This is a genomic window from Streptomyces sp. NPDC042346 (genome assembly GCF_055581845.1).
In genome coordinates this window covers 49,076-67,724 of record NZ_JBVJEH010000003.1, presented here as the reverse complement: position 1 = coordinate 67,724, position 18,649 = coordinate 49,076, and the positions used below count along the sequence as shown (strand labels likewise).

Below are 18,649 nucleotides of genomic sequence, written 5' to 3'. Positions count from 1 at the left end.
TCAGTCCGTGCCCGTGCCGGTGCCCGCACCGGTGCCGGCGGTCCGGCGGCGGGAGCTGCGGAAGGCGACCGCCACCGCCGCGATCGCGGCCAGGCCGAGGCCGAGCAGGGTGTACGGGGTGCCGAGGCCGCTCTCGCTCGTGGTCTGGGCGACTCCGGGGGCGGCCGGGGCGGCGAAGGCGGCGGTGCCGCCGCCGCCCGCGCGGACCGGGGCGACCGGGGTCGCGTGGTGGGTCGGCTCATGGGTCGGCTCGTGGGTCGGCTGCTGGTGCCTGACCTGCACCGTGCCGACGTCCCGGTGGTCGTGGCCGTCGCAGGTCACGCTGACCTTGTACGTACCGTCCTCGAGTCCGGACTTGACCGTGGTGTCGCCGAACAGCGGATAGCCCCCGCCGTCCCGGCCGGTGAGCTCCACGTCGGCGACGAACGCCCGGGACTTCGCGGCACCGGTCGTGCCCTTGCAGCCCTGGACGCGGACGTCCACGTCGGCGCCGGGCGAGGCGGTGGACGGGGTGACGGTGACCTTCACCCCGTCGTGGGCGTACGCGCTACCGGCCGTGGGTGCCAGTACGAGGAGCAAGGCCGCCCCTGCGGCACGGAGAGCAATGGGACCTGAACGCATCGTGACCTCCTGGTACTGGCAGGGTCACCCGGATCGGCGCTCTTCGCATCCGCAGCGGGGCCGGGCGGGGCCTCAGACGCGGTCGACGATGTCCGCGATCGAGTTCACGATCTTGGACGGGCGGAACGGGAAGCGGTCGATCTCCGCCTTCGACGTCAGCCCGGTCAGCACCAGGAAGGTCTGCATGCCCGCTTCGAGGCCGGCCAGGATGTCGGTGTCCATCCGGTCGCCGATCATCGCGCTGGACTCCGAGTGGGCGCCGATGGCGTTGAGGCCGGTACGCATCATGAGCGGGTTCGGCTTGCCCGCGAAGTACGGCTCCTTGCCGGTGGCCTTCGTGATGAGCGCGGCGACGGAGCCGGTGGCCGGGAGGGGGCCCTCCAGGGAGGGGCCGGTCTCGTCGGGGTTGGTGCAGATGAAGCGGGCGCCGGCGTTGATGAGCCGGACGGCCTTGGTCATCGCCTCGAAGGAGTACGTCCGGGTCTCGCCGAGGACCACGTAGTCGGGGGCGTGGTCGGTGAGGACGTAGCCGATGTCGTGCAGCGCGGTGGTGAGGCCGGCCTCGCCGATGACGTACGCGGTGCCGCCGGGGCGCTGGTCGTCGAGGAACTTGGCGGTGGCGAGGGCCGAGGTCCAGATGTTCTCGACGGGGACTTCGAGGCCCATGCGCGCGAGGCGGGCGTGCAGGTCGCGGGCCGTGTACATCGAGTTGTTCGTGAGGACCAGGAAGGGCTTCCCGGTCTCCCGCAGCTTCTTGATGAACGCGTCGGCGCCGGGGATCGGAACGCCCTCGTGGATGAGGACGCCGTCCATGTCGGTCAGCCAGGATTCGATCGGCTTGCGCTCTGCCATGGGTGCGGGACTCCTGCCGTACAAATGCACGCACGGGACGTGCGGTGTGCTGGGGGCGCCGCGACAGCGCTGTGGCGACGCCCCCAGGGTAGTCAGGAAGCCGTGACCTTGACCCCGTCGGTGATCAGGAAGCCGTGACCTTGACCCCGTCGGTGATCAGGAAGCCGTGACCTTGACCCCGTCGATCGTCCAGTACCAGTTGTTGGCGCCGGTGTAGCGGAAGCGGAAGCTCACGCTGGACGCCCCGGCGGGGACGTTCACGGTGAGCGACTGGGGCTGGGAGATCACGTCGGAGGTGTAGCTCTTGACGACGGTCGGGGTGCCGCCGTTGAAGCTCGCCAGGACCTGGGCCGTCTGGCTGCCCTCCTGGCGGTAGAAGGTCGTGAAGTCGAGGGTGGCCCTCGTCGCGCCCGAGACGCTGTACGCGGGGGTCACGAGGGTCGTGTCGTACGCGCCCGAGAAGGACTTGTCCGCCCACTCGTCGGAGTCGGCGACGGCGAAGACGCCGCGGGCGCGGACGTTCAGCTCGCGGGACTGGTCGCGCTGGGCGCGGGACCAGAACTCGTCGGTGGCGAAGGACCAGCCGCGCCACTCGGTCATGCCGCCGGTGCCCATGGCGTTGTTGATGACGGACCAGCCGCTGGGCGCGGTGTGGGTGAAGCCGAGGATCCCGGCGGGGATGCCCGTCTCGTCGACGCGGCCGGCGAGCGAGCCGTACAGGCCGTCGAAGGGGTCGGTCGAGCGCTGCTGGACCGGCTTGCCGTCGAGGCCCCAGGACGGGTCGGGGACGATGCCGAGCTGGTGGAAGACGGTGGCGGCGACGTCGACGAGCCGGGTGTCGATCGGGCGGGCGCCGGCGGCGATGCCGGGGCCCTGCGCGAGGACGAAGGTGCGGCGCTCCTCGATGGTGGAGCCGCCGTGGCCGCCGCCGTCGGTGTGGCCGTGGTCGGTGGCGACGATGACCGTCCAGCGCTCCGTGGCGTACGCCGGGCGGGCCTTGATCGCGGTGAGCAGCCGGCCGAGGTAGGCGTCCTGGACGTCGATGGCGTCGAGGTACTTGCTGTGCGCCGCGCCGTAGCTGTGGCCGATCTCGTCGGTCTCGCCGAAGTAGACGAAGAGGACGTCGGGGTTCTGGTTGCGGAGGATGTCCTCCGTCGCGTCGGTGATCACCAGGTCGTTGACCGCGTAGTCGTTGTTGTAGACGAGCTTGGCGTCGGCGCCGGGGGTGACGGTGCCGTGGGTGTCCAGCTCGGGCCAGTCGACGGCGGCGAAGAGGGAGAGCTCGGGGCGGATCTGGTGCAGGCGGGCGAGGAAGCCGGGGTACTGGCCGTAGTTCTTGCCGGTGAAGGTGTTGTCCTTCACGCCGTGCTTGTCGGGCCAGACTCCGGTGGAGATGGTGGACCAGCCGGGGCCGGAGGAGGTCGCGGCCATCGGGTTCGCGTAGAGCAGGGAGCGGCCGAACGTGCCGTTCGTCATCAGGGACTTGAGGTTCGGGGCCTTGGCGGCGTCGATCCTGTCGTACCGCAGGCCGTCCATGCCGACGACGAGCACCTTGTCCTTGCTGGTGCCGTTGGGGAGCGTGGGCGCGGCGGTGGTGGCCGCGTGGGCGGCGGGGGCGGTGAGCGCGCCGGTGGCGGCGACGGCCGCGGTGGCGCCGGCGGCGGCGAGCACGGTGCGGCGGGAGATGCCGGTGAGCGGCATGTCGTAGTCCTCCGTCAGGGGTCGATAGGGGGCGAACGCGCGCCAACGCCCCTGATTTCTCAGGGGCGTTGGTTCGTACCCGTTATCTTTCCGCGATCTGCCGGGGCTTTCCAGGGTCGTGCGGTGAACTCTTGGCTGCCGGTCGGCTGCCGGTCGGCTACCGGTCAGCTGCCGGTCGCGGACTTCCACGCGTCGACGTACGTCTTCAGGTTCTTGTCGATGTCCGCCCAGTCCGGCTCGAAGATCTCGACGCCGTCGAGGATCTTGGCGAGCTCGATGGCGTTGGCGTCGGTGGGCTTGACGTCCTTGCGGGCCGGGAAGCCGCCGCCGATGGCGCTGACCTCGCGCTGTGCCTGCTCGCTCAGCATGAAGTCGAGGAGCTTCTTGCCGTTCTCGCCGTGCGGGGCCTTGTCGACCAGGCCCGCGGCGTACGGCAGGGCGAAGGTGGTCGGCTTGCCCGCGCCCTTCGCCGGGAACCAGATGCCGAGGTTCGGCATTGACCGGGCCTGGGCGTAGTTCATCTGGACGTCGCCGTTGGCGACGAGCAGTTCGCCCTTGTCGACCTTCGGGGCGAGCTTGGAGGTGGAGGAGGACGGGCCGACGTTGTTGGCCTGGAGCTTCTTCAGGTACTCCATCGCCGGCTCCTGGCCGCCGAAGTCGTGCATGGCCTTGATGAGGACGGCGGTGCCGTCGCCCGCGACGCCGGGGGTCGAGTACTGGAGCTTGTTCTTGTACTTCGCGTCGAGCAGCTCCTCCCAGCTCTTGGGGGCGGCCGGCAGCTCCTTCTTGTTGTGGATGAAGCCGAAGTAGTTGTTGACGACCGAGGTCCACTTGCCGTCGCCGGACTTGTCGGCGCCGCTGACCTGGTCGGAGCCCTGGGGCTCGTACGCCTGGAGCAGGCCCTTCGAGTCGGCCTGCTGGATGAAGGGCGGCAGGGTCACGAGGACGTCGGCCTGGGTGTTGCTCTTCTCGCGGAGGGCGCGCTGCACCATCTCGCCGGAGCCGCCCTCGACGTACTCGACCTTGATGCCGGTCTGCTTCTCGAAGTCCTTGAAGACCTTGTCGTACCAGCCGTCGCCCGCCTCGCCCTTGAGGCCGTCGGCGCTGTAGACGGTGACGGTCTTCTCGTCGGAGGCGGCGGAGGAACCTCCGCAGGCGGTGAGGGTGGAGGCGAGGGCGAGAGCGCCGGTGACGGCGGCGATCGGCTTGGCGTACGTACGCATAACGTCGTTCTCTCCTGGTGACGGGCGTGACTGCGTGACGGGCGTGGCTGTGTGACGGGTGCGACTGTGTGACGGGTGCGACTGTGTGGCAGGCGTGACTGTGTGACGGGTGCGACTGCGCGACTAGCGGAAGGAGGCCTTGGTGCGGATGCGGGAGACCGCGAGGAGGGCCAGCAGGGTCGCCGCCATGAGGACCACGGCGAGCGCCGAACCGGTGAAGAGCGAACCCCGGTCGGTGGACGTGAAGATGAGCACCGGAAGCGGCAGCCAGTCCGGCGGGTAGAGCATCATCGTGGCGCTCAGCTCGCCCATGGACAGGGCGAAGCAGAGCCCGGCCGCCGCGTTCAGGGACGGCAGCAGGAGCGGGAGCCGCACCCGGAGCAGGACGTACGAGGGGCGGGCGCCGAGGCTGGCCGCCGCCTGCTCGTACATCGGGTCGAGGCGGCGGATGGCGGCCGCGACCGACTGGTGGGCGAAGGCCGTGACGAGCACGGTGTGCGCGAGGATCACGATCCAGCGCGTGCCGTTGAGGAGCAGCGGCGGCTGCGAGAAGGCCACGAGGACGGCGAGTCCGACGACCACGGACGGCACGGCGACCGGCAGCATGAACAGGGCGTCGAGGACGCGGCGGCCCCGCTTGCCCATCGCGGCGGAGGCGAGCGCCGCCCAGGTGCCGAGGGTCAGGGCGATCAGGCTCGCGGTGACGGCGGTGACCAGGCTGGTGGTGAGCGCCTGGAGGGACTCCCCGCGCACGGCCGCCGTGTAGTGGGCGGTGGTGGGGCCGGAGGGGAAGGCGCCGGACCAGTGCGTGGAGAAGGAGGCGGCGACGATGACGAGCAGGGGCAGGGCGAAGAGGGGGACGAAGAGGACCGCGAACAGCGCCCACGCCGTCCACTTGCCCGTACGGCTATGCACCAGCACGGCGGCTCACCCCCCGGTAGAGGACGTAGAGGCCCACGGAGAGCGCGACGTTGACGACGGCGACGACACAGGCGGCGGCGTAGTCGGATTCGAGGATCGCCTTGCTGTAGACGAGCATCGGGAGGGTCGTGACGCCCTTGGCGCCGGTGAAGAGGACGATCCCGAACTCGTTGAGGCACATGACGAGGACGAGGCTGCCGCCGGCGGCGAGCGCGGGCAGCGCCTCGGGCAGGATCACCTGCCGGATGATGCGGGCCGGCTTCGCCCCGAGGGAGGACGCCACCTCCAGCTGGGCGGTCTCCAGCTGCGAGAACGCGGCGAGGAGCGGGCGCATCACGAAGGGCGTGAAGTACGTGATCTCGGCGAGGAGTACGCCCCAGGGCGTGGTCAGGAACTGGAAGGGGCCGGTCGCGTCACCGGTGACGTCCGTCCAGACGCCGTTGGCCATGCCGACCGTGCCGTAGAGGAACAGCAGGGCGAGCGTGATCAGGAACGACGGGAAGGACAGGAACACGTCGATGAACTTCGCCACCGCCTTCCCGCCGGGGAAGGGCACGAAGGCGATCACGAGCGCGAGCGCGAAGCCGAGGACGAGACAGCCGACGGTGGAGGCGACGGCGAGCCACACGGTGGTGACGAGGGCGTCGCGGAAGGACGCGGAGGCGAAGACGTCGGCGTAGGCGCCGGGCGCCAGGGACTCCTGGACGACCAGCGCGAGGGGGTAGAGGAAGACGAGCGCGAGGACGGCGACGGGCGGCAGCGCCCAGACCCAGGCGGGCAGCGAGCGGGGCGTCCTCGCGGACCGGCCGGGCTCCTGGTCCGTCGCCGGGTCCCGGCCGGTCTCCTCGTCCGTCGCCGCCGGGGCGGCGATCCGCACGGCGCTAGCCATCGGTCACCCCCGCGCCGAGCAGCACCGCGTCCTGCGGGGCGAAGTGGAGCGCGACCTCGGTGCCGAGCGCCGGGGTCTCCCGGAGCTCGCGCACGTCCGCCTTCACGCGGTGGCCGCCGACCTCGACGTACAGCCGGTGGGTGGAGCCGCGCCACTGGACCTCGGTGATGCGGCCCCGGAGCGCGTTCGGCCCGTCGCCGAGGCCGACCAGGTGCGGGCGGACGCAGAGGGTGGCGCTCGCACCGGAGGCCACCCCGTCGGTGGGCACCTTCAGTTCGGTGCCCGCGAAGGCCACCCCGTCCGCGCCGACCGTCACCGGCAGCAGGTTGGCGTTCCCGACGAACGACGCCGTGAACTCCGTACGCGGGCGGCGGTACAGGTCCTGCGGGGTGCCGCAGTCCTGGAGCCGGGCCCTGTCCATGACGGCGATCCGGTCGGCGAGGGTGAGCGCCTCGACCTGGTCGTGGGTGACGTACAGGATCGACACGTCGGGCAACTCGCGTTGCAGCCGGGCCAGTTCGACCAGCATGCCGGAGCGGAGCTGCGCGTCGAGCGCGGACAGCGGCTCGTCGAGGAGGAGGACGCGCGGCCGGATCGCGAGGGCGCGGGCGATGGCGACGCGCTGCTGCTGCCCGCCGGACAGCTCGCGGGGGTAGCGGCGCGCGTACGCCGCCATGCCGGTCATCTCCAGGGCCTCGGCGACCCGGGCGGGGATCTCGGCCTTGGGCGCCTTCTGGGCCTTGAGGCCGAAGGCGACGTTGGCGTCGACGCGCAGGTGCGGGAAGAGGGCGTACTGCTGGACGACCATGCCGATGCCCCGCTTGTACGGCGGGAGGGCGGTGACGTCCTGGCCGCCGATGAACACCCGCCCGGAGGCCGGCCGGACGAATCCGGCGACGGCCCGCAGCGCGGTCGTCTTGCCGGATCCGGAGGGGCCGAGGAGGGCCATGACCTCGCCGGGTTCGACGGTCAGGTCGAGCGAGTCGAGGACGGTGGTGCCGCCGTACGCGACGGAGACGCCGTCGAAGCGGATACCGCTGTTCCTGCCCGTGCCGCCGTTCATGCCTCCAGCTCCCGGAGGAGAGACGGGAGTTCGGCGATCGAGGCGAGGACGTGGGTGGCGCCGTGCTCCGTGAGCGCGGGCTCGCCGTGGGCGCCGGTCAGCACGCCCGCCACGACGCCCGCGCCCGCGCGGGAGCCGCTGAGCATGTCGTACGAGGTGTCGCCGGCGACCGCGATCCGCCGGACGTCCTCGACCGCGCCCGTACGGAGGAGGGCCGCGAGGACCATGTCCGGGTAGGGACGGCCCCGGCCGCCGGCGTCGGCCGGGCAGAGGGTCAGCCCGACGAGGTCGCGCCAGCCGAGGGCGTCGAGGATGGCGTCCTGGGTGACCCGGGCGAAGCCGGTGGTGAGGACGACGGTCCTGCCCTGCTCCTTCAGCGTGGCGACGGCCTCGGCGGCGCCGGGGATCGGTGCGATCAGGCCGCCGGAGACCAGCTCTCCGTACGCCGCCTCGAAGGCGAGGTTGGCCTGCTGGGCGCGGTGCTCGTCGCCGCCGAAGAGGTGGCGGAAGACGGAGATCTTCGACTCGCCCATGGTGGCGCGGACGTAGTCGATCATCGTGGCGGGGTCCTCGCCGAGGCGCTCGGCGGCGGTGGCGAACGCCCGCTCGACGAGGCCGCCGTCGGCGACGGTCGTGCCGGCCATGTCGAGGACGACGAGGTCGTGCTGCTTCGGGTTGTTCACTGTGTTCACCAGCCCAGTTCGTTCGCGGTCGTCTCGGCGATGGCCGGCGAGCAGGTCATGCCGCGCCCGCCGGGCCCGGTCACCAGCCACACGCCGTCGCCGACCTGCTGGCGGTGCACGACCCTGCTGGTGTCGACGCACTGCGCGTACACGCCGGCCCAGCGGCGCCTGATCTTCGGCAGCGGGCGGCCGAGGAAGGACTCGACGACCCGGGTGAGGTGCTCGTAGGGGTCTTCGAGGGTGTCGAAGGCGAAGGGGTGCTCGTACTCGTGGGTGTCGCCGATGGTCAGTCCGCCGTCGAGCCGCTGCACCATGAGGAGCTGCATCTTGTGGGCGGCGGCGGTCGGGTCCTGCGGCTGCCCGGCGTCGAGGGCGTCGAGCGCCTCGGAGGCGTACGCCGGGTAGTAGCGGAACGAGTCGGCGTCGGCGACGGAGGTGGTGAGGGGCTCGCCGAGGGGCTCGGTCTGCATCATCTGGAGCCGGACCCGGCGGACGGGTATCTCGCCGGCCACCTCGCGGACGAGGCCGGAGAGCCAGGCGCCGGTGCACAGGACGACGGCGTCGCCGGTGTGCGTCTCGCCCCGGTCGTCGCGGACGGCAGCGGTCCCGCTCCCGTCGGCGGCGACGACGTCACGGACCTCGCGGTTCGGCAGGAAGGTGTACTTGCCGGTGGCCAGCAGGGCCTCCCGGAGGGCGAGTTGGGCGAGGCGCGGCTCGACGGCGGCGTCCCGCTCGCACCAGAGCGCGGCCTGGAACTCGCCCCGCAGGGCGGGGTTGACCGCGCGGGCCTCGTCCGCCGTCAGCAGCTTGTAGCCGCGGGCGGCGGCGTCGGGCCGCGCCAGGGCGGCCTCGGCGACGGCCAGTTCCAGGTCGTTGCGCACGGGCGTCAGGGAGCCGTTGGCTCGGAAGCCGAGGCCGGGGACGCGGGCCCCGATGCCCTCCCACAGTTCGCGGGCGCGCAGGGCGGTGTCGAGCTCCTCCCCGCCCGCGCGTCCGCTCACCCAGATCTGGCCGAAGTTGCGGAGGGACGCTCCGCGCGCCTCCGCCTCGCGCTCGATGTGTACGACCTCATGGCCGCGTTCCACTGCGTGCCAGGCGTGCATGGTTCCCACCACGCCGGCTCCTACGACGATCACCTTCATGGCCGAAACGGTCGTGGGGGCGGGTGGCCCGGACGGATCCGGTGGGCAACGGGACGGTGAACGGCCCGACAAGCTTGGACCAGACCCGTTACCTTTCTGTGACCTTAGAGGGGGAGTGAGTGAACGGGCCGGTCGCGTCAGTCCTGGCGGCCCAGGTGCGCGGTGAAGCTGAAGCGGTCGCCGCGGTAGAGCGTGCGGACCCGCTCCAGGGGGCGCCCCGAGGTGTCCCGGGAGACGCGGTGGAGCAGCAGCATCGGCAGGGCGGGCGGGGTGCCGACGAGCAGGGCCTCGCGCGGGGTCGCGAGCACGGTCTCGATCCGCTCGTCGGCGTCGCCGAAGGTCACGCCGAGGTGGTCGTGGAGGTAGGAGTAGAAGGAGGAGTCCGGGTCGAAGTCGACGTCCAGGCGCGGGACGCGGGCCTCGGAGACGTACGTGCTCTCCAGGCCGACCCGCTCGTCGTCGGCGAGCAGCACGCGCTCCATGTGCCAGACGGGCTCGCCGCGTTCGGCGCCGATCTCCGGCGCGAGCGCCTCCGGGCAGGGGAAGCGGTCGAGGGAGATCAGACTGCGGCCCGGGCGGCGGCCCTGCCGGCGGACGCCCTCCGTGTAGCTGGCGAGCGAGAGGGGCTGTTCGAGCTTGGGGCCCGCGACGACCGTGCCCCGGCCCTGGCGGCGCACCCTGCCCTCCAGGAGGAGTTCGCGCAGCGCCTGGCGGACGGTCTCTCGGGACACCTCGTACCGGACGGCGAGGTCGCGCTCGGTGGGCAGCAGCCCGCCCTCGCCCAACTCGTCGACGAGCAGGGCCAGTTTCGCCTTCACGGCGTAGTACTTCGGGACCCTGCCGTGCTCGGGAACGCCGGAACGGACGGGGGCGCCGGGGTCGGCGGGGGCGGTCTGGTAGTTCACCTGGGGATCGTCGCAGACGGGGATGAACGGGGAGGTGTACGGAGCGTGGCTCAGGGGTGCCGGGGGTGGCGGGAGTGGCGGGGGCGGTCGGAGTGGGGGGACGCGGTGCGGCGGGCGGTGCGGCGGGCGGTGCGGACGAGGGCGGTGCCGAGCAGGACGAGCGCGGCGGCGAACGGGGCGAGGAGGAGGGCGTCCCGGTCGGACTCCCGTCCGGTGTGGGCGAGTTCGGGGGTCGTGCCGGTGGTGGTGCCGCTCTTCGGATCCTTCGGTTCCTTCGGGCCCTTCGGGACCTTCGGAGGCTTGGCCGCGGGGCCCGTGGGAGCCGGGGGCGGGTCCGTCGCGCCCACGGTCGGCTCGGGCGTACCGGATGCGGTCGGGGCGACGGGGCCGACGGTCAGGCGGTAGTCGCCGGACGCGCCGATCCAGTCGCCGTCGGCGCCCCGGCGCTGGACGACCGCCGCGCTCACGACGACCTCGTCGGGGGCGGCGTCCTCGCGGAACGCGAGCCGTACGGGGACGGTGAGGCTCCGGCCCGCGGGGACCGCGAAGCCGCCGAAGCCGGTGAACGCGCCGACGTTCTCGGCCTCCTCGGTCTCCTCGAAGGCCACCGGCCGCCAGCGGGCCGACCCCTCGTCGTAGAACTCGAAGCGGATCTGGTCCGGCCGGAGGGCGCGGTCCCGGTCGGTGAGGACGAGGACGGGGTGGACGCCGGTGCAGGAGGCGTCGGTGACGTTCTCGAGGTCGAGCTTCCAGGCCTGGGGGGAGCCGCCGGCTGCATAGTCGGCCGGGCCGCCGTGGATCCGGGTCGCGAGCGGGAACCCGCCGTCCGGGGCCGTGCCGCAGGAGGGCGTGGGCGGGTCGGGGGCGGGGATGCGGGGGGCCGGGGCGTTGGGGGCGGGGGCCGCGGTGGCCGGCGCCCCCAACGGGGCACGGGCCGTCAGGGTCAGGGGTGGGACCACGGGGGACACGGCCGCCGGCGCCCGGCTCGCGAGGGCGGGGGACGCGAGCGCGGGGGACGCGAGCGCGGGGGACGCCGCGGCCGGGGCCGCGAGGGCTGGGGACGCCAGGGCCGGGGATGCCAGGGCCGCCAGGACGGGGGCCGCCAGGGCCGGGGACGCGAAGGCGAGGGTCGCGGTCGCGGTGACGGCCGAGGCGACCGCCGCTCTCGCCGTCGCGGCCAGGGTCACGGTCACGGTCTCGGCGAGGGCAGTGCGCTGGCGCAGGGGGGCGGGTGCCATGGGGTGGCTGCCTTTGCTGCTCGCGGGCGTACGGGTCGGCCGCGACGCTGCCACGCCCGTGCGGGCGGGCCGGACAGCGACACCGCTCGCGCCCCCGGACGGCCCGCACAATCCGCCTGATCAGCCTATTGTCCGAAGATCGGAGTAAGGATGAGCCACGCCGCCCCCACCGCCACCGCCTCCGGGTCCGCGGCCACGGCGACCGGCGTCGGGAGCCCGAGCCCGGCGAGGACCTCCCGGGACCCGTCGGCGAACACCTCCGGCGCGCCGAGCACCACCCGCCCGCCCAGCAGGACCTGATCGATGTCGAGGAGCCGTACGAGGTTGGCCGCGCCCGCGCCGAGGATCCGCGCGGCCTCGGCGAGTTCGCCGCGCCCGACCGCCGCCAGGCAGAGGACCTCCAGGCAGCCGCGCCCGCCGCAGTCGCACGGGGGCCCGTCGAGCTGCACGGTCTGGTGCCCGAACTCGCCCGCCCCGGTCCTGTCCCCGCGCAGCGGCGCGCCGCCGAGGACGAGACCGGCGCCGAGCCCCGTACCGAGGTGGACGTAGGCGAAGGAGCCGGGTGCCCCGGGCCGCAGGGCGAGGCCGAGGGCTGCGGCGTTCGTGTCCTTGTCGAGCACGACGGGCAGCCCGAGGCGCCGGGCCAGCTCGTCCCGTACCGGATACCCGTCCCAGGAGGGGAAGCCGGTCACCCGGCCGGGCACCCCGGCACGATGGTCCAGGGGGCCCGGCATGGCGACGCCGACTCCGAGGACGGGACGGAGGGCGGGACCGAGGACACCGGGAGCGGCATCGGGAGCGGCATCCGGAATGGGGTCCCCCTCCGCGAGCAGCGCCCGTACCTCTCCCGTCACCGCGTCCAGGACCGGCCCCGCCCCCTCCCCCAGGTCGACCGGGCGGCGGCGCAGGGCCACGACCGCGCCCGCGAGGTCCGTCAGGAGGGTCGTCAGCTCGTCGCGGTCGAGGTGGACGCCGACCGCGTACCCGGCGGAGGGCTCCAGGCGCAGGACCGTGCGGGGCTTGCCGCCCGTCGAGGCGCGGTGGCCCGCCTCGACGGCCAGGCCCTCGGCCCGGAGCCTGGCGGTGATCTTGCTGACGGCCTGGGGGGTGAGCCCGGCCCTCTCGGCCAGTTCCAGGCGGCTGATCCCCGTCTCCCCCGCCGTGCGCAGCAGGTCGAGCACGAGCGCGGCGTTGTGGCTGCGCAGCGCCGGTACGTTCACTCCGCCCACGCCCAGGCCCCTCGCATACCTCTGCTCCCTCTTCACGCCCCCATTGTCGCGGTCGCTTGCACTTTGGCAACAGCGTTGCTTAAGTGAGACGCATGACTGGCACCGCCCCCCGTACCCCGCGTGACCCGCGCGACCCGCACGAACCGCGTGACCCGCTCCGCGTCGGACTCGTCGGCTACGGCCTCGCGGGCTCCGTCTTCCACGCCCCGCTGATCGCCGCCTCCGAGGACCTCGTCCTCGCCGCCGTCACCACCGGCAATCCGGAGCGGGCCGCCGAGGCCCGCGCCGCCCACCCGGGCGTACGGGTCGCGGCCTCCCCCGAGGAGCTGTGGGAGCGGGGCGCGGACGCGCTCGACCTCGTCGTCGTCGCCTCCCCCAACAAGACGCACGTCGCGGTCGCGACCGCCGCCCTGGAGGCCGGGATCCCGGTCGTCGTCGACAAGCCGCTCGCCGGGACCGCCGCCGAGGCGCGCGGCCTCGCCGCCCTCGCCGAGGAGCGCGGCCTGCTGCTCTCGGTCTTCCAGAACCGCCGCTGGGACAACGACTTCCTGACCCTCCGTCGCCTCCTCGACGAGGACGCGCTCGGCGAGGTCCAGCGCTTCGAGTCCCGCTTCGAGCGGTGGCGCCCGCGCCCCAAGGGCGGCTGGCGGGAGTCGGGCGCGCCCGAGGAGATCGGCGGGCTGCTGTACGACCTGGGCAGCCACGTCGTCGACCAGGCCCTCGTGCTCTTCGGCCCGGCGGTCTCGGTGTACGCCGAGTCGGACGTGCGCCGCCCGGGCGCCGCCGCCGACGACGACACCTTCCTCGCGGTCACGCACGCCGGCGGCGTCCGCTCCCATCTGTACGTGAGCGCCACCACCGCCCAGCTCGGCCCCCGTTTCCGGGTGCTCGGGCAGCGCGCGGGCTTCGTGAAGTACGGGCTCGACCCGCAGGAGGCCGCCCTGCGCGAGGGCCTGCGGCCGGTGCCCGGCACGGTCTGGGGCGTGGAGCCGGAGGAGCTGTGGGGCCGGCTCGGCTCCGGGGAGTCCCCGCTGACCGGCGGCGGCACCCCGGTCCCGTCGCTGCCCGGCGCCTACCCGGCGTACTACGCGGCCGTCGCCGCCGCCCTGCGCGGCACCGGCGAGAACCCGGTCACCGCGCACGAGGCCGCCGCCGCGCTCGACGTCCTGGAGGCGGCGAAGCGGTCGGCCCGCGAGGGGATCACGGTGACGCTGTGAGCGAGGTCAGCGAGGTCCACGAACTGGAGGCCCAGGAGGCCCGCCTGGTCCTTCCGCGCTTCACCCACGAGGACGCCTGGACGCTCGGCACCCTCCTCGTCGGACTGGCCCGGGAGCGGCGGGCGCCCGTCGCGATCGACATCCGGCGCGGGGCGCAGCAGCTGTTCCACTGCGCGCTGCCGGGGTCCAGCGCGGACAACGACGCCTGGATCGACCGGAAGCGGCGGGTCGTCGAGCGGTACGGCGCGAGTTCGTTCCTGGTCGGCGCACGCTTCCGCGCCAAGGGGACGACCTTCGAGGCGTCCTCGCGCCTCGACCCCGACCGGTACGCCGCCCATGGCGGTGCGTTCCCGGTCGCGGTCGAGGGCGCGGGGGTGATCGGCTCGGTCACGGTCTCGGGCCTGCCGCAGGCCGAGGACCACGCGCTGGTCGTCGAGGCACTGGAGCGACTGCTCAGTTCGTACGCCGCCGGCGACGGCTGAGGGTCACGAGGATCCCGCCGCCGAGGGCAAGACCGACGGCGGTGGCGCCCATGACGATCTTCCCGGTGCCGGCGCCGGTCTCGGGCAGTTCGCCGTTCGGGCCGTGGTTGCCGCCGGAGTCGCCGTAACCGCCGGAGTCGCCGTAACCGCCGGTGTCACCGCCGCCCGTGCCGCCGCCGTTCGTGTGGCCGCCCGAGTCCCCGCCCGTCGAGCCGCCGGTCGTGGGGTCGGTGGGCGTCGGGGTGGGATCGGTGGGGGTCGGCGTGGGGTCGGTCGGGGTCGGCGTCGGGTCGGTCGGCGTGGGTGTGGGGTCCGTCGGGGTCGGGGTGGGATCGGTCGGGGTCGGCGTCGGGTCGGTCGGGGTCGGCGTCGGGTCGGTCGGGGTCGGCGTCGGATCCGTCGGCGTGGGCGTCGGGTCCGTCGGCGTCGGGGTGGGCGTGGGGTCCGTGCAGGACGGGAGGTCGCCGTTGAACGGGTAGGCGTGCATCTCCTGGCCACCGCCGCCGTCGGGCTCCGAGGCGTGCGTCAGGTTCCCGGTGGTGAAGAAGCGGCCGTTCGTGCCCGGCATCGTGACCGTCGCCGTGCTGGCCTGGTTGCCGATGAGCACGCTGCCCGCGAACTGGGCCGTCCCCTCGAACTTGACCGTCGCGGCGTCCGGGAAGTTCCACAGGACGCGGTCGCGCAGGCCGTCCGGCAGCCCGGCGATGTAGGTGTCGACGGTGCGGTCGGCGCCGAGGACGTTGACGAGGACGGTCGCGTCGGCCGGGATGTTCGCGAAGCGGATGCCCTGCTGCCCGCCGCTCGCCGACTCCAGGTCGAAGTCGGCGTTGAAGACCTGGAGCGCCGAGGTGCCGTCACCCGTGAAGACGGTCTCGGTGTCGTTGTTGGAGGCCGTTCCGGTGGGGGTGCGGGAGGCGCCGTTCACGTAGGCGTAGCACTGGCTGGCGTCGGTGAGCTGCCCCCGGAGGGCGGTGTACGGGTCGGCGGCCTCGGTGTCGTGGACCGGGGTGGGGTTCACCGTCCCGGAGAGCAGGCCCCCGTACCGTACGACGCCCTTGACCTCGGCCTCCTCGGCGAGGAGGCGCTGCCCGGACGCCACCGTCAGGTCCTTGCCGACGGTGAGGAAATCGGTGCCGTCGTCGGGCGGGACGCGTGAGCCGGCGCCGACGATGCCGACGTTGTAGACGCCCGAGACGCCGGCGCGCTTGTTCTGGTCGAAGCCGCCGAGGACGACGACCTTGCCCTCGGCCTCGGCCGCGGCCTCGCGGACGAGGAAGTCGCCCCCGACGAAGACGTTGATGTTGTTGTCGCGATAGATGACGGCGCCGCTGTTGATGTCGGGGAAGCCGTTGGGCGGGCAGTTGCCCGGCAGGCAGGGGCCGAGGCCGCCCGGCAGGGGATCGGCGAAGCCGTTGACGGCCAGCGCGCCGACCAGGGCGGTGGCCCCGACCGTGGCCGCGGCGATGACGGCGAGGCGGCGCCGGGTGGGCCGCCGGTCGTGCGTGTCGTGTTCCATATGGGGCAATATGCAAAAACGATACGAAAATGGCGACGCCCCACGCGGGACGCCGCCAATTTCACGCCAGTGCGTTCAGGCCACGCTCAGGCGCTCCCGAGCCGCCCTCAGGCGCCTTTCAGCTCCTGCCGCTGCCGGCCGAGGCCCTCGACCTCCAGCTCGACGACGTCGCCGGGGCGCAGGTACGGCTTCGGCTCCGGCTGTCCCATGGCGACGCCCGCGGGCGTACCGGTGTTGATGATGTCGCCCGGGTAGAGCGTCATGAACCGGCTGACGTACCGGACGACCTCCGCGACCGGGAAGATCTGGTCGGAGGTGTGACCGTCCTGCTTGAGCTCGCCGTTCACCCAGAGGCGGAGGGAGAGGGCCTGCGGGTCGGGCACCTCGTCGGCGGTGACCAGCCAGGGGCCGAGCGGGTTGAAGGTCTCGCAGTTCTTGCCCTTGTCCCAGGTGCCGCCGCGCTCGATCTGCCACTCGCGCTCGGAGACGTCGTGGGCGACCGCGTAGCCGGCGACGTGCGCGAGGGCCTGCTCGTCGGTCTCCAGGTAGCGGGCGGTGCGGCCGATGACGATCGCGAGCTCCACCTCCCAGTCCGTCTTGACCGAGCCGCGCGGCACGAGCACGGTGTCGTCCGGGCCGACGACCGTGTCGGCGGCCTTGAGGAAGACGACCGGCTCGGCCGGGGCGGCCTGGCCGGTCTCGGCGGCGTGGCCGTGGTAGTTCAGCCCGATGCACACGACCTTGCCGATCCGGCCGACCGGCGGGCCGACGCGCAGCCCGGTCGCGTCGAGCGGGGGCAGCACACCGGCCCCGGCCGCGCCGCGGATCCGGTCGAGCGCGGAAGCGTCGGCGAGCAGCCCGCCGTCGATGTCGTCGACGAGCGCGGACAGGTCCCGGAGGACCCCGTCCTGGTCGAGCAGGGCGGGACGCTCGGCTCCCGGCGGGCCTACGCGCAGCAGCTTCATGGTCTTCTCCCGGTGGTCGAGGTGGGCCCGGGAAGGGCCCTGAGGGTGCCCCGGCCGATGGAGTGCGGCCATCGGAGGATTGGTCGATCCTCCAAGAGAACGGGTCACTCTGCAAGACCCCGTTCACGCACTGGACCCTTACGCGCGAGTAGTAACGGCGCCGGAGGCCTTCTTCCCGACCTTCTTCCCTGCCTCTTTCCCTGCCGCCTTCCCTGCCTCCTGCTCCCCCTGGTCCCCCTGGTCCCGGAAGAGGAACGCCCGCTCGACGGCGCTCCAGGTGGTGCTGGTGACGACGTAGAGGGCGGCGGCGAGGGGGACGACGGCGACCGTGATCAGGGTGGCGAAGGAGAGCAGCGGCATCACCTTGGCGATGGCCCCCGCGCCGGGCGTGGGCTGCCCCAGGTCGAGGGGCTGGGCGGCGAGCTGCCGCTTCGTGCGGCGGTAGGTGAAGACGGCGACGGCGGTGACGATCGCGAAGAGGACGAGGTAGACCTGCCCCGCCGGGCCGAACACGCCTCCGCGGGAGAGGGCGTCGGCCCAGTGGTCGCCGAGCGGGGCGGCGAAGAGGGTGTGCCCGGCCATCCGGTCGCCGGAGAACAGGTGGTACATGAGGAAGAACGCGGGTGCCTGGAGGAGGCTGGGCAGGATCCCGGCGAAGGGCGAGACCTTCTCCTTGGCGTGCAGCTCCAGCGTCGCCTTGCGGAGGCGGTCGGGGTTCTTGGCGTGCTTCTTGCGGAGGGCGGCGAGCTGCGGGGCGATCCGGGTGCGGGCCTTCTGGCCGCGCGCGGCCGCCCGGGAGAGCGGATGGACCGCGAGGCGTACGAGCATCGTGAAGAGCACGATCGCGGCGGCCGTGGCGGTGGTGGCGAAGAGCGGCTGGAGCAGGTCGGCGAGCCACTCGACCAGGGAAGCGAAAACGGACAAGGGGAGCCCTCCGTGGGGTCTCGTCGTGCCGGGAGAGATTCGGGTCTCGGCATGACGGATCCGCGTGAGGACCTTCCGGTGTGCGTCGGGCTCCGGCGTGGGCTCCCTACGCGGCCGTCGGGAGGGGACGGCCGGGAGCTCGGGGTCTGCGGCGGCCTGCGGCGTCGGGATCGCGCTGGGGCAGGAAGGCGGTACGCCGCTCACGGTCGCGTATCGCCGTACGGACGCGGGTGGCGGGGACGGCGGGGGCCGTGGGGGCGCCGATGAGGGCGCAGACGACGGTGGTCGCGGCGAGGACGACGGCGGCGAGGCCGGCGCCGTCGGAGAGGAAGAGGCCGGCGAGGGCGAGGAGGAAGAAGAGCGGCGCGAGCACGCGCAGGAGTACGTTCCTGACCGTCATCGGCCACCCCCTCTCGCACGTCTCTCGGCTTTCCTACCCAGATGACGCACGGGATCGATCAGGAGTTCCCGACGGCCTCGGGAACAACAGGAACGCCGGGAACGACGGGAAGGACGGAATCAGCAGGATCGCCGGGAACAACAGGGACGAGGAGTCGGCGAGGCCGCAGCAGGGCGCGGCCGACCGGATCGCCCGGGTCCGGGTCGAGCCCGGCGCCGGGCCGCATCTCGACGTCGGCGGGCGGCACGGGGAGGCGGCAGGCGGGGCATTCGCCGTACGGGCCGAGCTCGGTGCCGCAGTCGGCGTGGTGGAAGTGGCGCACCGGTACGGCTCCGGGGACCTCGGCCCGCCCCCAGGCGCCGAGCGAGCGCAGGACGGGCCAGAGGGCGAGGCCGCGCTCGGTGAGCACGTACTCGTCGCGCGGGGGCGACTCCTGGTAGCGCCGCCGGTCGAGGACGCCGGCCTCGACGAGGGCCTGGAGGCGGGCGGCGAGGACGGCGCGGGGGGCGCCGAGGTGGACGAGGAAGTCGTTGTAGCGGCGGACGCCGTAGAAGGCGTCGCGGACGACGAGGAGGGTCCAGCGCTCGCCGACGACCTCAAGGGCGCGGGCGATGGAGCACTGCTGGTGGGCGTAGTCCTTGCCGAGAGCCATGGAACCATCGTACCCGTTGCAGGTTC

At 73.2% G+C, this 18,649-nt stretch carries 19 protein-coding genes; 2 read left to right on the top strand and 17 right to left on the bottom strand.

Annotated elements, in window-relative coordinates:
- The 12 genes from ACZ6K0_RS14045 to ACZ6K0_RS13990 form a co-directional block, all read right to left on the bottom strand.
- Complete coding sequence (locus ACZ6K0_RS14045; RefSeq protein ID WP_469233763.1) at positions 1–579, bottom strand: hypothetical protein; 579 nt, start codon at positions 577–579, stop codon at positions 1–3.
- A 114-nt stretch (positions 580–693) separates the two neighbouring features.
- Positions 694–1,473 (bottom strand): HAD-IIA family hydrolase, encoded by a 780-nt coding sequence (locus ACZ6K0_RS14040; protein WP_376405517.1) that lies wholly within the window; start codon positions 1,471–1,473, stop codon positions 694–696.
- 156 nt (positions 1,474–1,629) lie between these two features.
- Complete coding sequence (locus tag ACZ6K0_RS14035; RefSeq protein WP_469233765.1) at positions 1,630–3,174, bottom strand: alkaline phosphatase family protein; 1,545 nt, start codon at positions 3,172–3,174, stop codon at positions 1,630–1,632.
- A 164-nt stretch (positions 3,175–3,338) separates the two neighbouring features.
- Positions 3,339–4,397 carry a 2-aminoethylphosphonate ABC transporter substrate-binding protein gene (locus ACZ6K0_RS14030; protein WP_376405513.1) on the bottom strand — a complete coding sequence of 353 codons (1,059 nt, stop codon included), beginning with the start codon at positions 4,395–4,397 and terminating at the stop codon, positions 3,339–3,341.
- 123 nt (positions 4,398–4,520) lie between these two features.
- Positions 4,521–5,318, bottom strand: coding sequence for an ABC transporter permease (locus tag ACZ6K0_RS14025; protein WP_376405511.1), 798 nt, complete (start codon positions 5,316–5,318; stop codon positions 4,521–4,523).
- The gene (locus tag ACZ6K0_RS14020; protein WP_469233767.1) at positions 5,305–6,207 is read right to left on the bottom strand and encodes a 2-aminoethylphosphonate ABC transporter permease subunit; all 903 of its coding nucleotides are present in this window, start codon (positions 6,205–6,207) and stop codon (positions 5,305–5,307) included. Before ACZ6K0_RS14020 ends, ACZ6K0_RS14025 begins: the two co-directional genes overlap by 14 nt.
- Positions 6,200–7,270 carry an ABC transporter ATP-binding protein gene (locus ACZ6K0_RS14015; protein WP_469233768.1) on the bottom strand — a complete coding sequence of 357 codons (1,071 nt, stop codon included), beginning with the start codon at positions 7,268–7,270 and terminating at the stop codon, positions 6,200–6,202. Before ACZ6K0_RS14015 ends, ACZ6K0_RS14020 begins: the two co-directional genes overlap by 8 nt.
- A complete protein-coding gene (locus tag ACZ6K0_RS14010; RefSeq protein WP_376405505.1) occupies positions 7,267–7,962 on the bottom strand; it encodes a phosphonatase-like hydrolase in 696 nt (231 codons plus the stop codon). Before ACZ6K0_RS14010 ends, ACZ6K0_RS14015 begins: the two co-directional genes overlap by 4 nt.
- The gene (locus ACZ6K0_RS14005; RefSeq protein ID WP_469233770.1) at positions 7,959–9,095 is read right to left on the bottom strand and encodes a TIGR03364 family FAD-dependent oxidoreductase; all 1,137 of its coding nucleotides are present in this window, start codon (positions 9,093–9,095) and stop codon (positions 7,959–7,961) included. The genes ACZ6K0_RS14010 and ACZ6K0_RS14005 overlap by 4 nt, the downstream gene beginning before the upstream one ends.
- 137 nt (positions 9,096–9,232) lie before the next feature.
- Positions 9,233–10,000, bottom strand: coding sequence for a GntR family transcriptional regulator (locus ACZ6K0_RS14000; RefSeq protein ID WP_469233772.1), 768 nt, complete (start codon positions 9,998–10,000; stop codon positions 9,233–9,235).
- Positions 10,001–10,050: 50 nt separating this feature from the next.
- On the bottom strand, positions 10,051–11,238 hold the full coding sequence (locus ACZ6K0_RS13995; protein ID WP_469233774.1) for a hypothetical protein: 1,188 nt from the start codon (positions 11,236–11,238) through the stop codon (positions 10,051–10,053).
- Positions 11,239–11,363: 125 nt separating this feature from the next.
- Complete coding sequence (locus tag ACZ6K0_RS13990) at positions 11,364–12,458, bottom strand: ROK family transcriptional regulator (protein ID WP_469233834.1); 1,095 nt, start codon at positions 12,456–12,458, stop codon at positions 11,364–11,366.
- A gap of 101 nt (positions 12,459–12,559) precedes the next feature.
- Here ACZ6K0_RS13990 and ACZ6K0_RS13985 point away from each other — a divergent pair, with 101 nt between their 5' ends.
- Together ACZ6K0_RS13985 and ACZ6K0_RS13980 are read left to right on the top strand one after the other, a co-directional pair.
- The gene (locus ACZ6K0_RS13985; protein WP_469233775.1) at positions 12,560–13,684 is read left to right on the top strand and encodes a Gfo/Idh/MocA family oxidoreductase; all 1,125 of its coding nucleotides are present in this window, start codon (positions 12,560–12,562) and stop codon (positions 13,682–13,684) included.
- Positions 13,681–14,166: a heme-degrading domain-containing protein gene (locus ACZ6K0_RS13980; protein WP_376405495.1), complete on the top strand. Its 486-nt coding sequence runs from the start codon at positions 13,681–13,683 to the stop codon at positions 14,164–14,166. The genes ACZ6K0_RS13985 and ACZ6K0_RS13980 overlap by 4 nt, the downstream gene beginning before the upstream one ends.
- On the opposite strand, the gene ACZ6K0_RS13975 is transcribed toward ACZ6K0_RS13980, so the two are convergent.
- From ACZ6K0_RS13975 to ACZ6K0_RS13955, 5 genes are all read right to left on the bottom strand, one after another.
- A complete protein-coding gene (locus tag ACZ6K0_RS13975; RefSeq protein WP_469233776.1) occupies positions 14,138–15,682 on the bottom strand; it encodes a choice-of-anchor A family protein in 1,545 nt (514 codons plus the stop codon). The genes ACZ6K0_RS13980 and ACZ6K0_RS13975 overlap by 29 nt on opposite strands.
- 107 nt (positions 15,683–15,789) lie before the next feature.
- On the bottom strand, positions 15,790–16,647 hold the full coding sequence (locus ACZ6K0_RS13970) for a fumarylacetoacetate hydrolase family protein (protein ID WP_376405764.1): 858 nt from the start codon (positions 16,645–16,647) through the stop codon (positions 15,790–15,792).
- 138 nt (positions 16,648–16,785) lie between these two features.
- On the bottom strand, positions 16,786–17,571 hold the full coding sequence (locus ACZ6K0_RS13965) for a YidC/Oxa1 family membrane protein insertase (protein WP_469233778.1): 786 nt from the start codon (positions 17,569–17,571) through the stop codon (positions 16,786–16,788).
- 106 nt (positions 17,572–17,677) lie between these two features.
- On the bottom strand, positions 17,678–17,971 hold the full coding sequence (locus ACZ6K0_RS13960; RefSeq protein WP_376405489.1) for a DUF6412 domain-containing protein: 294 nt from the start codon (positions 17,969–17,971) through the stop codon (positions 17,678–17,680).
- 58 nt (positions 17,972–18,029) lie between these two features.
- Positions 18,030–18,623, bottom strand: a complete 594-nt coding sequence (locus tag ACZ6K0_RS13955) for a winged helix-turn-helix transcriptional regulator (protein ID WP_469233780.1) — start codon at positions 18,621–18,623, stop codon at positions 18,030–18,032.
- Between the last annotated feature and the right edge of the window lie 26 nt (positions 18,624–18,649).

Excerpts from the sequence above, each read along its gene's own strand:
- ACZ6K0_RS14040 (WP_376405517.1), bottom strand. The coding sequence starts at position 1,473 with ATGGCAGAGCGCAAGCCGATCGAATCCTGGCTGACCGACATGGACGGC.
- ACZ6K0_RS14035 (WP_469233765.1), bottom strand. The coding sequence starts at position 3,174 with ATGCCGCTCACCGGCATCTCCCGCCGCACCGTGCTCGCCGCCGCCGGC.
- ACZ6K0_RS14030 (WP_376405513.1), bottom strand. The coding sequence starts at position 4,397 with ATGCGTACGTACGCCAAGCCGATCGCCGCCGTCACCGGCGCTCTCGCC.
- ACZ6K0_RS14020 (WP_469233767.1), bottom strand. The coding sequence starts at position 6,207 with ATGGCTAGCGCCGTGCGGATCGCCGCCCCGGCGGCGACGGACGAGGAG.
- ACZ6K0_RS14015 (WP_469233768.1), bottom strand. The coding sequence starts at position 7,270 with ATGAACGGCGGCACGGGCAGGAACAGCGGTATCCGCTTCGACGGCGTC.
- ACZ6K0_RS14005 (WP_469233770.1), bottom strand. The coding sequence starts at position 9,095 with ATGAAGGTGATCGTCGTAGGAGCCGGCGTGGTGGGAACCATGCACGCC.
- ACZ6K0_RS13995 (WP_469233774.1), bottom strand. The coding sequence starts at position 11,238 with ATGGCACCCGCCCCCCTGCGCCAGCGCACTGCCCTCGCCGAGACCGTG.
- ACZ6K0_RS13985 (WP_469233775.1), top strand. The coding sequence starts at position 12,560 with ATGACTGGCACCGCCCCCCGTACCCCGCGTGACCCGCGCGACCCGCAC.
- ACZ6K0_RS13975 (WP_469233776.1), bottom strand. The coding sequence starts at position 15,682 with ATGGAACACGACACGCACGACCGGCGGCCCACCCGGCGCCGCCTCGCC.
- ACZ6K0_RS13970 (WP_376405764.1), bottom strand. The coding sequence starts at position 16,647 with ATGAAGCTGCTGCGCGTAGGCCCGCCGGGAGCCGAGCGTCCCGCCCTG.
- ACZ6K0_RS13960 (WP_376405489.1), bottom strand. The coding sequence starts at position 17,971 with ATGACGGTCAGGAACGTACTCCTGCGCGTGCTCGCGCCGCTCTTCTTC.
- ACZ6K0_RS13955 (WP_469233780.1), bottom strand. The coding sequence starts at position 18,623 with ATGGCTCTCGGCAAGGACTACGCCCACCAGCAGTGCTCCATCGCCCGC.